Here is a 14,710-nt window from a genome sequence, read left to right on the forward strand (position 1 = left end):
CTGAGATCGGTGGGGAGGGGTTCGGGGTGGGGTTGGTGCGGAAGGCACCGCCCAGCCGCATCCTGAACCACGCCCACCGCCTGCTCCTCCCCACAGGGGGAGGAGAGGCCCTACTGCGCCGCCGCGACGTCCCCTTTGCCGATCGCCGCGAGCACGATCCCCTCGGTCAGGATCTGCGGCAGCACCTGCGCCGCGCCCGTCCCGCGATAGACGAGGTAGAGCGGCACGCCGCTGCGGCCGTGATGCTCGAGGAGGCGGGTGATCTCCGGGTTCTGGTTGGTCCAGTCGCCCTTGAGATAGGCCACCTGCCCCGCCCGGAACGCCGCCTGGACGCCCGCGCGGGCGAGCACCGTGCGCTCGTTGACCTGGCAGGTGATGCACCACGCCGCCGTCATGTCCACGAACACCGTGCGGCCCTCCGCCCGGAGCGCGTCGAGGCGGGCCTGCGTGAAGGCCTCCTCGCCCTGGGCCAGGGCGGTGCCCCGCGCGGCGGCGCGGTCGCCGTCGAGGACGGCGACGAGGCCGAGGGCCGCGACGAGCGCCGCGATGGCCGCGACGCGGCTCACGCCGGTGCCGAGCGGTCCGGCGCCGCGCGCCCGCTCCCAGGCCCAGGCGGCGAGCGCGACGAGCACGAGGCCGGTCAGCCCGGCGAGGAGCCCGTTGGGGCCGACCTGCTGGGCGAGCACCCAGATCAGCCACGCCACCGTGGCGTAGACGGGGAAGGCGAGCGCGCCCTTCAGCACGTCCATCCAGGCGCCGGGGCGGGGCAGCAGGCGCAGGGCCCGCGGAAACACGGTGAGGCAGAGGAACGGCAGGGCGAGGCCGAGGCCGAGGCTCGCGAAGACGGTGAGCGCGGCGAGCGGCGACTGCGTCAGGGCGAAGCCCACCGCCGCGCCCATGAACGGTGCCGTGCAGGGAGTCGCGACCAGGGTCGCCAGCACGCCGGTGAAGAACGAGCCCTGGTAGCCGGCCCGCCGGGTCAGGCCGTCGCCGAGCCCGACGATCCCGCCGCCGAGATGCACCACGCCCGACAGGCTGAGGCCCATGGCGAACAGCCCGTAGGCCAGCAACGCCACCACCACCGGCGACTGGAGCTGGAAGCCCCAGCCGATCCCGGCGCCCCCCGCCTTCAGCGCGATCAGGAGGCCGGCGAGACCGAGGAAGCTCGCGAGCACGCCCAGTGTGTAGGCGAGCCCGTGCAGCCGCACGCGGGTGGCGGATTCGCCCGCCTGCCGCACGAGGCTCAGGACCTTGATCGACAGGACCGGGAAGACGCAGGGCATCAGGTTGAGCAGGAGCCCGCCGACGAGGGCCAGCCCGGCGGCGCTCCACAGCGTCAGGCTCTCCTCCGCCGGCGCGGGCGGCGCCTCGGGCGCCGCGGGGACGGCCGCCGTCGGCGCGGGCACCGGTTCCGGGCCGAGGGCGTAGGCGCGGCGCGCGCCGTCCGCGGTGAGGGCGAGCACGCCGGCGAGCGCCTCGGAGGATGGCCCCGCCTCCCCCGGCGTCAGGGTGAGGTGCAGGCCGGCGGCATCGACGGCGAGATCCTGCGGGGCGGCGTTGTCGAGCGCGCCCTCGGCATAGGGGAAGAAGGCGGCCCCGGTCACGCCGGCGAGATCGGCCCGGTCGAGATGCAGCACGAGGCGGTCGCCCGCGCGGGTGGTGCGATACGGTCCGGGCGCCGCCTCCGGCAGGGCGGCGCGGGCGCGGGCGAAGAGCGCGGCCTGTCCCGAGGCCGGCTCGGCGGAGGCCGCCACCGGCAGATCGAGGCTCAGCTCCGCCGAGCCCGGAATGCAGATCTCCTCGCAGACGAGGTAGGAGAGCGTGCCGGCCAGCCGCGCGGTCTCGCCGGCCTTGGCGCTCTCGGGAACCTTGAGCGGCACCAGCAGGGTGACGGCGCCCTCGTAGCCGAAATTCATCAGGGTCTGGACCGGGATCCGCTCCGGGACGGGCCACTGCACCGGGCCGACCGAGAAGCCCTCGGGCAGGCGCCACGCCATTTCCGGGTGCAGGCCGGAATCGCCGGGATTGCGCCAGTAGACGTGCCAGCCCGGCTTCATCGCCATGTGCAGGCCGAGCGTCACCGTGCGGCCGGCCACCAGCGCCTCGCTCTCGGCCACGAGCTGGGCCCGCACGAGATCCTTGGCCTTCACTGCCGTCATCGCCCCCTGCGCCCCGGCGAGACCGGGGGCGGCGAGCGTCAGGAGGAGGGCGAGGAGGAGACGGAGCATCGATCTGTTTCCGAGCGGCCCGGCGCCTCGTCCTCCCACGACGATGGTCCGATCCCGGGCGAAGCCGGGACCGCGACGGGGAGAGACGACGGCCGGGCCGGAGCGGCCGGCATCGGCGCACGCTCTATAGCAGACCTCGGCCGCCCCGTGAGCCGCGCGGCCCCGCGGCCTCGAACCGCGCTTACCCCGCGGCCCGCTCCTTCTTGAGGCGATAGAGCGCGTCGAGCGCCTCGCGCGGGGTCAGCGCGTCGGGGTCGAGGCCGTCGATCAGCCGGCCGAGCCGGTCGTCCGGTGGGGGCTTGGCCGGCTCCGGCGGGGGCGGCGGCGCGGCCGACAGGCTCGCGAAGAGCGGCAGGTCCTCGATCTTGCGGCGGGCGGGGCGCTCGCGCTCGGAGCTTTCGAGCCCTTTCAGGATCGCGCCGGCCCGCGCCACCACGCTCGGCGGCAGGCCGGCGAGGCGGGCGACCTGCAGGCCGTAGGACCGCTCGGCCACGCCCGGCACCACCTCGTGCAGGAACACCACCTCGCCGCGATCCTCGGCGACCTTCAGCGTCGCGTTGTCGAGCCGCGGCAGGCGCTGGCTCAGCGCCGTCAGCTCGTGGAAATGGGTGGCGAACAGCGCCCGGCAGCCGTTCTTCTCGTGCAGGTGCTCCAGGCAGGCCCAGGCGATGGACAGGCCGTCGAAGGTCGCAGTGCCGCGGCCGATCTCGTCGAGCACCACCAGCGAGCGGCGGGTCGCCTGATTGAGGATCGCCGCGGTCTCGACCATCTCGACCATGAAGGTCGAGTGGCCCCGCGCGAGGTCGTCGGCCGCGCCGACGCGGGAGAACAGGCGATCGACCACGCCGAGCCGGACCTCGTTCGCCGGCACGAAGGCGCCCATCTGCGCCAGCACGGCGATCAGCGCGTTCTGGCGCAGGAAGGTCGACTTGCCGCCCATGTTCGGGCCGGTGACGAGGCGGATGCGCCCGGCCTCGTCCCCCGACAGGTCGCAATCGTTGGCGATGAAGGCTTCGCCGGCGCTCAGCAGCGCCGCCTCCACCACGGGATGACGCCCGCCGCGGATCTCGAAGGCGAGGCTCTCGTCGATGATCGGCCGGGTCCAGGCGAGCTCGACCGCGAGCTCGGCGTGGCTCGCCGCCACGTCGAGGCCGGACAGCGCCTCGGCGATGTCGGCGATCGCCTCCGCCTGTTCGCCCACCCGAGCAGCGAGGCGGTCGAACACCTCGGATTCGAGTGCCAGCACCCGGTCGGAGGCGCCCGCGATCTTCGATTCGAGTTCGCCGAGCTCGACGCTGGTGAAGCGCATCGCGTCGACCATGGTCTGGCGATGCACGAAGTCCTGCATCAGGCCCTTGAGGCAGGCCTCGCCCACCGCCTGCGGCACCTCGATGTAGTAGCCGAGCACGTTGTTGTGCTTGATCCGGAGCGTCCGGCAGCCGGTGGCCTCACTGTAGCGCGCCTGGAGCGCGGCGATGACCTTGCGCGAGTCCTGGCCGAGGAGCCGCGCCTCGTCGATCTCGGCGTGGTAGCCCGCGCGCACGAAATTGCCGTCGCGGCGGTTGAGCGGCAGGTCGTCGGCGAGCGCCGCGGCGAGTTCCCCGGCGAGCGCCCGGTCGGCCTTGTCGAGGCGGCGGGCGAGGCGGGCGAGCCCGTCCGGCAGGTCCTCCCGCGACAGCCGCTCATGGATCGTCGCGGCGGCGTCGAGTCCGTCGCGCAGGGCGGCGAGGTCGCGCGGGCCGGCGCGGTTCAGGCCGACGCGGGACAGCGCGCGGGCGATGTCGGGGGCGGCGTGCAGCGCGTCGCGCAGGTGCGCGCGCAGCGCCCCGTCCTCGGTCAGGAAGGCGACGGCGTCGTGCCGCCGGGCGATCTTCCGCAGGTCCGTCAGCGGGCCGGCGAGGTGCTCGGCGAGCAGCCGGGCGCCGCCCGCCGAGACCGTGCGGTCGACGGCGTCGAGCAGGCTGCCCTTGCGCTCGCCGGAGAGGGTGCGGGTGAGTTCGAGGTTGGCGCGGGTGGCCGCGTCGATGGCGAGCGTCGCGCCCGTGGCCTCGCGGCTCGGCGCGGAGAGCGGCACGCGGGTGCCGAGCTGCGTGCGCTCCAGGTAGAGCAGCGCCGCCCCGGCCGCCGCGATCTCCGCCCGGCTGAAATTCCCGAACCCGTCGAGGGTCTTGACGCCGAACTGCTCGCGCAGGCGCCGCTCGGCGGAGGCCGGCTCCAGCTCGCCCTGCGCCAGCGGCACCACCGCCGCCTTGGTCTCGCGCCACAGCTTGGCGAGGGCGGGGTCGGCGTGGATGACCTCCGAGAGCACGATCTCCCGCGGCTCGTGCCGGGCGATCGCCGCGGCGAGTTCCGCGCCGTCCACCTCGCTCAGGGAGAAGCGGCCGGTGGAGATGTCGAGGGCGGCGAGCCCGTAGGCCTCGCGGCTGTCGGAGACCTTGCGCCGGCCGATGGCGAGCAGCAAGTTGGCCCGCGTCGGGTCGAGCAGGCGGTCCTCGGTCAGCGTCCCCGGCGTGACGAGGCGGATCACCTCGCGCCGCACCACCGATTTGGGCCCGCGCTTCTTCGCCTCCGCCGCATCTTCGGTCTGCTGGCAGACCGCGACGCGGTGGCCGAGCGCGATCAGCCGGTGCAGGTAGTCGTCGGCCCGCTCCAGGGGCACGCCGCACATCGGGATGTCGGCGCCGCCGTGCTTGCCGCGCTTGGTCAGGACGATGCCCAGCGCCCGCGAGGCGATCTCCGCATCCTCGAAGAACAGCTCGTAGAAATCCCCCATCCGGTAGAACAGCAGGCAGTCCGGATTGGCGGCCTTGATCTCGATGTACTGCGCCATCATCGGCGTGGCGCCGGGGATGTCGAGGGGCGAGGAGGTCACCGTATCCGCCGCCTGGGCACGCCGTTCGAGGGGTTGGGAACGTTTGAGGCTGGGCATGGGGAGAGGCTAGCAGCCCGGCTCCGGACGGGCACCGCCGGCCCGTCGCGAAGTCCGTGGACAAGTGGTCGCTCTCCCCAGCCGTCGCAAGCGGCGCCCCCGCCGGGACCCCCGAGGACGGTGGAATCCCGCCCGGATTCGCGCCGGGAGCCTCCCCTTCGAGGATCGTTCGTCGGCTGACCGACTCACTCGGTTCGGTCAGCCCCGACCGCGTCATCCGGGTCCCGCCGCGCAGCCCCTGGATGGCCGGGGGCGGCCTCGGGAGGGTCCGGACGGTTGCGCCCGCGCGCGAACCGCGGCACCTCGCGGACCATGTCGTCCCCCGCGCTCCCGATCGACGCCGCCCTCCCCGCCCTGCGCGCGGCCCTGTCGGAGCGCGCCTCCGCCGTGCTCGTGGCGCCGCCGGGCGCCGGCAAGACCACCCGCGTGCCGCTGGCCCTCCTCGACGAGCCCTGGCTCGGGGCGAAAAAGATCATCCTCTTGGAGCCCCGGCGGCTCGCGGCGCGCGGGGCGGCCGAGCGCATGGCCGCGACCTTGAGCGAGCGGGTCGGCGACACGGTGGGCCTGCGGGTGCGGCTCGGCTCCAAGATCTCGGCCCGCACCCGGATCGAGGTCGTCACCGAGGGCGTGTTCACCCGGATGATCCTCGACGATCCGGAACTGACCGGCATCGGCGCAGTGCTGTTCGACGAGTTCCACGAGCGCTCCCTCGACGCCGATCTCGGGCTGGCCTTCGCCCTCGACGCGCAGGGCGCCCTGCGGGAGGACCTGCGGATCCTGGCGATGTCGGCCACCCTCGACGGCGCCCGTGTGGCGGGCCTCCTCGGCGACGCGCCGGTCGTCGAATCGGAAGGGCGCGCCTTTCCCGTCGAGACGCGCCATCTCGACCGCGATCCGGCCGAGCGCATCGAGGACGCGATGGCCGCCGCGATCCTGCGGGCGTTGCGGGCCGATCCCGGCTCGGTGCTTGCCTTCCTGCCGGGCCAGGCGGAGATCCGCCGCACCGCCGAGCGGTTGGAGGGCCGGCTGCCCGAGGACGCCGACCTCGCCCCCCTCTACGGCGCCCTGACTCCGGGCGAGCAGGACCGGGCGGTCGCCCCCGCCGCGGCCGGGCGGCGCAAGGTGGTGCTGGCCACCTCCATCGCCGAGACCTCGCTGACGATCCAGGGCGTGCGCATCGTCGTCGATTCCGGGCTCGCCCGCGTGCCGCTCTACGAGCCCGGCAACGGCATGACACGGCTCGTCACCACCCGCGCCTCGCGCGCCTCGGTCGACCAGCGCCGGGGCCGCGCCGGCCGCACCGAGCCGGGCGTGTGCTGGCGGCTCTGGCCGGAGGCGGCGACCGCCGCGCTCGAACCCTTCGCCCAGCCCGAGATCCTGTCCGCCGACCTCGCCGGGCTGACCCTCGACTGCGCCGCCTGGGGCGTCACCGATCCGACCGCCCTGCCCTTCCTCGATCCGCCGCCGGCGCCGGCCCTGACCGAGGCGCGGGCGATGCTGGCCGATCTCGGCGCCCTCGACGCGGACGGGCGGCTCACCGCCACCGGGAAGACCCTGCGCAGCCTGCCGCTGCCGCCGCGGCTCGCCCGGATGGTCGCCCGCGCCGCCGAATCCGGCGAGGCCCGCACCGCCGCCGATCTCGCCGCCGTGCTGGTCGAGCGCGGGCTCGGCGGGGATGCGGCGGACCTCGCCGAGCGCCTCGACCGCTTCCGCCGCGACCGCGGGGGCCGCGCCGCCGACATGCGCCGCCTCGCGGAAGGCTGGGCGCGGCAGGCGGAGCGGGCCGTCTCCGGCGCCGCCGAGCCCGATCCCCGCCTCGCCGAGCCCGGTGCCCTGCTCGCGCTCGCCTATCCCGACCGGGTGGCGCGGGCGCGGGGCCGGGACGGCGCGTTCCTCATGGCCAACGGCCGCGCCGGCCTCGTCGATCCGGCGAGCCCGCTCGCCCGCGAGCCCTTTATCGTCGTCGCCGACCTGACCGGAACCGCGGCCTCCGCCCGCATCCTCGCCGCCGCCGCGATCGCGTCCGAGACCATCGACGCGCTGTTCGCCGACCGGATCGCCACCGTGCGCAGCATCAGCTTCGACCGCGAGGCGCGCGCCCTGCGCGCCCGCGCGGGCCGCCGTCTCGGCGCCGTGACGCTCGACGAGCGCACCCTGCCCGTCCCCGCCGACGCGGAGGCGGCGGAGGTGCTGGCCCGCGGCATCGCCGGGCTCGGCCTCGACCGCCTGCCCTGGACGCCCGCCCTAGCGCAGTGGCGCGCCCGTGTCCGCTTCCTCCACGATGCCGAGGGCGGGGAGTGGCCGGACCTCTCCGACGAGGCGCTGGCCGGGACCGTCGAGGCGTGGCTCGCGCCGGCCATCCTCGGGCGGACGTCGCTCGGCACGATCACCGCCGACGACCTCGGCCAGGCCCTCCAGGGCCTGCTGCCCTGGACCCTGCGCGCCCGCCTGGAGGCGGAGGCGCCGAGCCATATCGAGGTGCCGACGGGCTCGCGCATCCCGGTCGATTACGAGTCGGGCCCCGAGCCGGTGCTGGCGGTGCGGGTGCAGGAGCTGTTCGGCCTCGACCGGCACCCGACCCTGGGCGGGGGCCGCGTGCCGCTGGTGCTCCACCTGCTCTCGCCGGCCCACCGCCCGATCCAGATCACCCGCGACCTGCCGGGATTCTGGCGCGGCTCCTGGGGCGCCGTGCGCTCCGAGATGCGGGGGCGCTACCCCCGCCATCCCTGGCCGGAGGACCCGCTCAGCGAGGCGCCGACCCGGCGGGCGAAGCCGCGGGGGACGTGAGGCGGACCTCGGGCATCAGCCAGATCAGGAGCCGGTGGGTCGGCCAGCAGATCAGCAGCGGGATGCCGACGACGAGGCCCGTGAACCACGCCCAGGCCGGCATCATGGTCTGGGCGGCGTTGTCGCTCATGCCCCAGACATAGTTGATGTTGACCGGCGTCAGGCCGGGATCGGGCCGCGGCGGCGGCATCAGGAAGAAGCAGACGAACAGGACGACGACCGCCAGCACCGACCACGCGGCCCAGGCGCGGCGGTCGTAGCCGAGCCGCCAGACGAGATAGACGAGCAGGAACGGCAGCCAGCCGTGGAACAGCGACAGCCCCCGCAGGAACGGCGAGGTCTCGCGGTTGAACATGTAGGCGGTCATGCCGGTCAACGGATGGCCCGCGGCCTGCGCCGCGAAGTCGACGACCCAGAGCGCCTGCGGCGCGAGGATGCCGACCGCGCAGATCGAGACGAGGAGCGCGCTCTCCGCCCAGATGCCGACGAGGGTCAGGACAAGGGCGATGTCGCAGAAATACAGGAAGTTCGTGGGCCCGTACTGGGTGAGGTAGACCGGGACCAGCACCGCCATGAAGGCCGAGTAGGCGAGCTTGAGGCTCAGGGGGATGCGCCCGCGAACCCGTCTGCCGCCCTGCTCGATCACCGGAGGATCGGCCGTCGCCGCGCTGCCGGAAGGACTCATTGCCACCCCCTGTCGTTTCCGGCTTGACCGTGGCCGAGATTCGTTTCCGAGAGCGTGAGGGAACGCACGCGGCCCGTCAGCCTCGCGCGATCCCGAGACAGGAAGGAAACGTTCGATGCGTTCAGCGGCCTGCCGCCTCTCCGGCCTCGCGCTCGCCCTCCTCGCCGCCGGTGCGGCCCGCGCGCAGACGCCGCCCGACGCCGGCGGCGCCCGGCCGCTGGTGATCCCGCAGGTCGAGGGCGAGCGCCAGGGTAAGATCCTGGGCCGGGCGCTCGCCTGCGGCGCGGAGCGCGAGCGGGTGGAGCGCGTGCTGAGGGCCGGCCGCGAGCGCATGCTGGCGGCGGTCGGCCGCGCGCTCACCGAGGAGCGCTACGCCCTGTCCCTCGACGACGCGATGCGCCTGGAGACGAGCCTGCCGGCGCCGTCCGCACAAGGATGCGAGAAGGCGCTCGCCGCCCTCGAGCGGCTGGAGACGGCGCCTTAACCTCCGGCGAGACGGTCAGCCGAAGCGACCGCCCTTCTGGATCACCTCGATCTTGTAGCCGTCCGGGTCGGTGGCGAAGAAGAAGGTCGCGAGCGCGGTCTCGCCGTGCTTGAGGGTCTTGACCGGCGTCACCGAGAACCCCTCGCGCTCGAAGCGCGCCTGCTCGGCCGCCGCGTCCTCCACCACGAAGGCGAGATGGCCGTAGCCGTCGCCGAGGTTGTAGGGCTCTGAGCGGTCCTTGTTGACCGTCAGTTCGAGTTCGAACGGCGAGGACGGGTCGCGCAGGTAGAGCAGCGTGAAGTCCGGGAAGTCGAAGCGGTCGGCCGGCTCCAGGCCGAAGGCGCGGGCGTAGAAGTCGCGCGAGCGCGCCTCGTCGCGGACGCGGATCATGGTGTGGACGGGCTTGGCCATCGGCCCTCTCTCCCTCGAGCGGATGCGCGCTCATCTGGCGCGGGGCCGGCCGGGCGGAAAGGGTCTGGGCCGTTTACCCTTCGTCAACCTTAAGGGATCTTTGCTGCTCCGCGATGATGCGCGCCGCGTCCCCCCGAGCCGTCGATCCCGACGCCCTGCTGCCGCCGGGCGACGCCGCCCTGCGCGCGGCGATGCTGGGCTGGCGCGAGGCGCTGGCGCGGGAACGGCGCATGGCCGCCAACACCGTCGAGGCCTACGAGCGGGACCTGCGCCAGTTCCTGACCCATCGCGCCGCCCGCTCCGGCACGCCGACCATCGCCGGGCTGATCGCTCTCAAGCCGCGGGACCTGCGCGCCTTCATGGCCGCGCGCCGGGCCGAGGGGATCGGCGGGCGCTCGCTGATGCGGATGCTGGCGGGCCTGCGCTCCTTCGCCCGCTTCCTCGAACGGGAGGGCCACGGCAGCGTGGCGGCGCTCGGCGCCGTGCGCTCGCCCAAGGTCGAGCGGCGCCTGCCGCGCCCAGTACCGGTGACGGCCGCGCGGGCGATGACCGCGCCCGAGACCCGGCCCGACGACGACCGCGCCCCCTGGGTGCTCGCCCGCGACGCGGCGGTGATCGCCCTCCTCTACGGTTCGGGCCTGCGCATCTCCGAGGCGCTGGGGCTCAGCGCCCGCGACGCGCCGGTGCCGGGCATCGACGAGGTCCGGGTGACGGGCAAGGGCGGCAAGGTCCGCGCCGTGCCGGTGCTGCCGGCGGTGGCCGAGGCGGTGGCCGCCTACCTGTCGCTCTGCCCCCATCCCCTCAACCCGCAGGGACCACTCTTCGTCGGCGTGAAGGGCGGCCCGCTCTCGCCGCGGGTGGTGCAGTACGCGGTGGCCGCGTTGCGCGGCGCGCTCGGCCTGCCCGAGAGCGCGACCCCGCACGCCCTGCGCCACTCCTTCGCGACGCATCTGCTCGCCCGCCAGGGGGAGCTGCGGGCGATCCAGGAGCTTCTGGGCCACGCCTCGCTCTCGACCACGCAGATCTACACCAAGGTCGATGCCGCCCGCCTGATGAGCGCCTTCGAGGACGCCCATCCCCGCGCCCGGCGGCTGCCGCCGCGAGCCGAATCGGGTCCGGCGCGGACCGAGGCCGTTGAGCCGGCGCAGGGCCCGAGCGCCCGATCCGGCCATGCTGCCCGGCCGGCCGCCGCGGCGGGGCGCGGTCCGGAACACCGGCCGGAGCGCAGAAATGCGTGAGTCGGCTCCGTTTACCTTGGTCTTGCCGCGATTGAGTGGCGGATTGTCATCAACCGGGCGGCGCGGCGCCGCCGAGTCAGAAGCTTCAGGGAGTGTCCGATGCGCGTGAGCGGAATCTGTCTCGCAATCCTGCCCGTCGTCGCCGTCCTCGCCGTGACCGCGACGGTGAAGACGCTGCTGCTTCCCGTCACCGCCGTGCGGCTGCTCGCCCGCGGGCGCGCCGCCCGCGCCTGACGGCGGCTCCGGGCGCCGTAATCCGGCGCGCGCGCCGAATCGCGTTCACGCCCAGCCCCAACCCTCGGGCTCGACGACGAGGATGCTGCCCTGGCGGATGCCGAGCCGCGGGGCGGTGTAGATGTCGAGATGGCCGAGGATGACCAGCAGCGCCCGGGCGACGCCGCCATGGGCGACCATCACCGTCGGGCGGCGTAGCTCCGCCACCACCTCCTCCACCCGCGCCTCGACCATGGCGTAGCTCTCCGCGCCCTCCCCGCGGGGCTGGTAGCCCCAGCGGTCGCGGTCGCGCGCGGCAGCGCCTGCGGGATCGCGCCGCCGGATCTCGGCCCAGGTCTGGCCCTCCCAGGCGCCGAACCCGATCTCCCGCAGCCGCGGATCGGCGCGATAACCCGCCGCCGGCAGGCCGATGCCGGCGCGCAGGATCTCCATCGTCCGGCGGGCGCGGGTGAGCGGGCTCGCGACGTAGTCGGCCGTCGGCAGCTCCGCCCCGGCGACCCGGCGCAGGCGCTCGGCCGCCTCCGCCGCGTGGGCGAGCCCGTTGGCGTTGAGTTCGGTGTCGCGGTGGCCCTGGAGCCGCCCTTCCGCGTTCCAGTCGGTCTGGCCGTGGCGCACGAACCAGATCGTCGGCACCCGGCTCATGCCCCCGCTCCGCAGCGACCGGAGCATCCCCGCGAAGACCCCGACGCGCCGGATCGGGAACGGCGAAGGCGGCGCATCTGTTGGGGCTCCAAGCTTTTCCCTTCCTGCGGGGCCGCCCCGGCGGCCTCGCGAGCGGCTCGTGAGCAGGTAATCTTCGGTATGGCGCGCAAGAACGGCAAGGACGGCAGCGGCTCCGCGAGTGACAAAGGGGGTGACAAAGCCGCGGAAACAAAGTCGCAGGCGGGCTGGCGCGACCATCCGCCCTCCTTCGCCGGCTGGGCCCGGGCCGCGATCGCGGGGAGCGGCACGGCGCCGAGCCTGTCGCCGCACCTTCACCCGGTCCTGCCGCCGGCCGCCCCCGGCATCGTCACCGTCGAACCCGGCCGGAGCGTCAGCCTCGCCGCCATCGATCCCGACGCCACCGGCGGCCTCGACAAGGCGGAGGCCAAGGCCGCGCTCGACGCGCAGCGCGCGCGGATCAAGCACCTGCAGGAAATGCTCTACGCCGAGCGCCGCCACGCCCTGCTCGTGGTGTTCCAGGCGATCGACACCGGCGGCAAGGACGGCACCATCCGCAACGTGCTGGAGGGGGTGAACCCGCAGGGCTGCCGGGTCTGGTCGTTCAAGGTGCCGAGCGCCGAGGAACTCGATCAGGACTTCCTGTGGCGCTACCACCTGCGCACGCCCGGCCGCGGCCTGATCGGCGTGTTCAACCGCAGCCATTACGAGGACGTGCTGGTGGTGCGGGTGAAGGGGCTCGTGCCGGAGGAGACCTGGCGCGAGCGCTACGGGCTCATCAACGACTTCGAGCGGCTGCTGACGCTCTCAGGCACGGTGATCCTCAAGTTCTTCCTGCACATCTCCAAGGACGAGCAGAAGGAGCGCCTGGAGGCGCGCCTCGCCGACCCGGAGAAGCACTGGAAGTTCGACCCCGCCGACCTCGTCGAGCGCAAGGCCTGGGACGCCTACCAGGCCGCCTTCGACGACGCGCTTGCCCGCTGCTCGACGCCCTACGCCCCTTGGCACGTGGTGCCGGCCAACCGGAAGTGGGCCCGCAACGTCATGGTCGCCAAGACCATCGCCGACACGCTGGAGGCGATGGACCCGCGCTTCCCGGACCCGCCCAAGGGGCTGAAGGGCATCAAGGTGCCGGATTGAGGCCGAGTCCGCCCAATTTGCCTTCCCGAATCGGTAGCTGGGCGGTCTAGTTCCACGCCCGCCGAGGTTTGAGGGAAAGCACCGATGCCGGTGGTTCGGGAGATCGAGGCGGCCGGCTATCGCTCGCTGAGGAGCATCCGTTTCCCGGTCGGCCCGCTCTCGGTCTTCGTCGGCGGCAACGGCACCGGCAAGACCAACCTCTACCGCGCCCTCGCCCTGCTCCAGGCGGCCGCCTCCGGCACGCTGACGCGGGTGCTCGCCGCCGAGGGCGGCATGGACTCGGTTCTCTGGGCCGGCCCGCGCCGCAAGGCGGAGCCGGCGCGGGTTCGGCTCTCCGCCGAACTGTCCGACGAGGCCACGGGCCAGAGCTACAGCTACGCCGTCGAGATCGGGATCCCGCCGCCGGTGACGGCGGCGGCCTTCGCCCTGGAGCCGCAGGTGAAGACCGAGCGCCTCACCGTGCAGACCGGCGCGCGTCCGGTCACGGTGCTCGACCGTGACGGGCCGGCGGGCTTCGTGCGCGACGAGGAGGGCCGCAAGCGCCCCCTCGGCGTGAGCCTGCTGCCGACCGAGACGGCGCTCGCCGCGCTTCAGGACGCGGTGCGCTTTCCCGAACTGCAGATCGTGCGGCAGGCCTTCGGCGCGTGGCGCTTCTATCACGACGTGCGCACCGATGCGGGCTCGCCGCTGCGCCGCCCCTGCCTCGCGGTGACGACGCCGACCCTGGCCTCGGACAGTGCCGACCTCGCCGCCGTCCTCGCCACCCTCGCCCATATCCGCGGCGACACCGCCGACCTCGACGGAGCGTTCGCCGACGCCTTTCCCGGCGCCCGCCTCGTGATCCCGCCGCCGGCGCGCGAGGCGCGGTTCGGCGTGATCTTCTCGGAGTATCCGAAGCGCGTGTTCGAGCCGTCCGAACTCTCCGACGGCACGCTGCGCTACCTCGCCCTCGCGGGCGCGCTGCTCGCCTACCGGCTGCCGCCCTTCCTGGCGCTGAACGAGCCCGAGACCAGCCTGCATCCGGACCTGACGGAGCCGCTGGCGCGCATGATCGCCCGGGCGGCGCGGCGCACGCAGGTCTGGCTGGTGACGCATTCCGAGCGCCTCGCCGCGGCCTTGGCCGAAGCCGGCGGGGTGCGTCCCCGCCTGGTGCTCAAGCGCGAGGGCGCGACCTGGATCGACGGCCTGCGGCTGGCCGGCGACTTTTCCGACGAGGACGCGTGAGCCATGCGGGTCGTGATCGAGGCCGTGCTGACCGGGCGCGCCGCGCCGCTCGGGACGACGACGAGTGCCATCGCCAAGGCCCCCGTGGAGGGTCCCGTCGCGGTGGGGCCGCTCGGGCTCGCAGGCGACGCGCAGGCCGACCGCCGCTTCCACGGCGGCCCGGAGAAGGCCGTCCACCACTACGCCCTCGACCACGCCGCCGCGTGGCGCGGCGAACTGCCCGGCCTGCCCGACCTGCTGGAGCGGCCCGGCGCCTTCGGCGAGAACGTTTCGTCGCACGGTCTGACGGAAGCCCAGGTCTGCGTCGGCGACCTGTGGCGGGCGGGCAGCGCCCTGCTCCAGGTCTCGCAGGCGCGCCAGCCCTGCTTCAAGCTGAACCTGCGCTTCGGCGTGCCGGACATGGCCCGACGGGTGCAGGCGAGCGGGCGCACCGGCTGGTACTACCGGGTGATCGAGCCCGGCGCCGTGGCGGCGGGGGAGGCGCTCGACCTCGTGGAGCGCCCGCATCCGGACTGGCCGCTGTCGCGGCTCCTGCACCACGTCTACGTCGATCGCCTGAACGCGGCGGCCTTGCGCGAGATCGCCGCGCTGGCGCCGCTGACCGAATCCTGGCGGGCGCTTGCCGCCCGCCGGCTCGCGAGCGGCGCCGTGGAGGACTGGCGCCGGAGGCTCGGGGAGGCGGAGTGAGCC

The 14,710-nt window shown here is 74.3% G+C and carries 12 protein-coding genes; 7 read left to right on the forward strand and 5 right to left on the reverse strand.

The features are described 5' to 3' along the window. Nucleotides 1–110 precede the first annotated feature (110 nt). Both ABS772_RS24450 and mutS read right to left on the reverse strand, forming a co-directional pair. Nucleotides 111–2,228 carry a protein-disulfide reductase DsbD family protein gene (locus ABS772_RS24450; protein ID WP_350397280.1) on the reverse strand — a complete coding sequence of 706 codons (2,118 nt, stop codon included), beginning with the start codon at nucleotides 2,226–2,228 and terminating at the stop codon, nucleotides 111–113. A 181-nt stretch (nucleotides 2,229–2,409) separates the two neighbouring features. Beyond that, entirely contained in the window at nucleotides 2,410–5,061 is a 2,652-nt protein-coding gene (gene mutS / locus ABS772_RS24455; RefSeq protein ID WP_407943018.1) for a DNA mismatch repair protein MutS, read from the reverse strand. A 408-nt stretch (nucleotides 5,062–5,469) separates the two neighbouring features. Here mutS and hrpB point away from each other — a divergent pair, with 408 nt between their 5' ends. Further along, nucleotides 5,470–7,944, forward strand: coding sequence for an ATP-dependent helicase HrpB (gene hrpB / locus ABS772_RS24460; protein WP_350397282.1), 2,475 nt, complete (start codon nucleotides 5,470–5,472; stop codon nucleotides 7,942–7,944). On the opposite strand, the gene ABS772_RS24465 is transcribed toward hrpB, so the two are convergent. Then, complete coding sequence (locus ABS772_RS24465) at nucleotides 7,901–8,629, reverse strand: hypothetical protein (RefSeq protein ID WP_350397302.1); 729 nt, start codon at nucleotides 8,627–8,629, stop codon at nucleotides 7,901–7,903. The genes hrpB and ABS772_RS24465 overlap by 44 nt on opposite strands. Before the next feature lie 115 nt (nucleotides 8,630–8,744). Here ABS772_RS24465 and ABS772_RS24470 point away from each other — a divergent pair, with 115 nt between their 5' ends. After that, nucleotides 8,745–9,113, forward strand: coding sequence for a hypothetical protein (locus tag ABS772_RS24470; RefSeq protein WP_350397283.1), 369 nt, complete (start codon nucleotides 8,745–8,747; stop codon nucleotides 9,111–9,113). Between the two features lie 15 nt (nucleotides 9,114–9,128). On the opposite strand, the gene ABS772_RS24475 is transcribed toward ABS772_RS24470, so the two are convergent. Beyond that, the gene (locus tag ABS772_RS24475; RefSeq protein WP_350397284.1) at nucleotides 9,129–9,524 is read right to left on the reverse strand and encodes a VOC family protein; all 396 of its coding nucleotides are present in this window, start codon (nucleotides 9,522–9,524) and stop codon (nucleotides 9,129–9,131) included. 113 nt (nucleotides 9,525–9,637) lie between these two features. On the opposite strand from ABS772_RS24475, the gene ABS772_RS24480 reads away from it, so the two are divergent. After that, complete coding sequence (locus tag ABS772_RS24480; protein WP_350397285.1) at nucleotides 9,638–10,762, forward strand: tyrosine recombinase XerC; 1,125 nt, start codon at nucleotides 9,638–9,640, stop codon at nucleotides 10,760–10,762. 105 nt (nucleotides 10,763–10,867) lie between these two features. After that, a complete protein-coding gene (locus tag ABS772_RS24485) occupies nucleotides 10,868–10,996 on the forward strand; it encodes a hypothetical protein (RefSeq protein ID WP_350397304.1) in 129 nt (42 codons plus the stop codon). A gap of 45 nt (nucleotides 10,997–11,041) precedes the next feature. On the opposite strand, the gene ABS772_RS24490 is transcribed toward ABS772_RS24485, so the two are convergent. Then, nucleotides 11,042–11,638 carry a histidine phosphatase family protein gene (locus ABS772_RS24490; RefSeq protein WP_350397286.1) on the reverse strand — a complete coding sequence of 199 codons (597 nt, stop codon included), beginning with the start codon at nucleotides 11,636–11,638 and terminating at the stop codon, nucleotides 11,042–11,044. 159 nt (nucleotides 11,639–11,797) lie between these two features. Between ABS772_RS24490 and ABS772_RS24495 the strand changes: the two genes are divergently transcribed. The 3 genes from ABS772_RS24495 (at nucleotide 11,798) to ABS772_RS24505 (ending at nucleotide 14,707) form a co-directional block, all read left to right on the forward strand. Further along, complete coding sequence (locus ABS772_RS24495; protein ID WP_350397287.1) at nucleotides 11,798–12,796, forward strand: polyphosphate kinase 2 family protein; 999 nt, start codon at nucleotides 11,798–11,800, stop codon at nucleotides 12,794–12,796. An 84-nt stretch (nucleotides 12,797–12,880) separates the two neighbouring features. Continuing rightward, the gene (locus ABS772_RS24500) at nucleotides 12,881–14,020 is read left to right on the forward strand and encodes an AAA family ATPase (protein WP_350397289.1); all 1,140 of its coding nucleotides are present in this window, start codon (nucleotides 12,881–12,883) and stop codon (nucleotides 14,018–14,020) included. A 3-nt stretch (nucleotides 14,021–14,023) separates the two neighbouring features. Continuing rightward, nucleotides 14,024–14,707, forward strand: coding sequence for an MOSC domain-containing protein (locus tag ABS772_RS24505; protein WP_350397290.1), 684 nt, complete (start codon nucleotides 14,024–14,026; stop codon nucleotides 14,705–14,707). The last annotated feature ends 3 nt before the right edge of the window (nucleotides 14,708–14,710 follow it).

This window comes from Methylorubrum podarium, assembly GCF_040270385.1.
Taxonomy (GTDB): Bacteria; Pseudomonadota; Alphaproteobacteria; order Rhizobiales; family Beijerinckiaceae; genus Methylobacterium; species Methylobacterium podarium.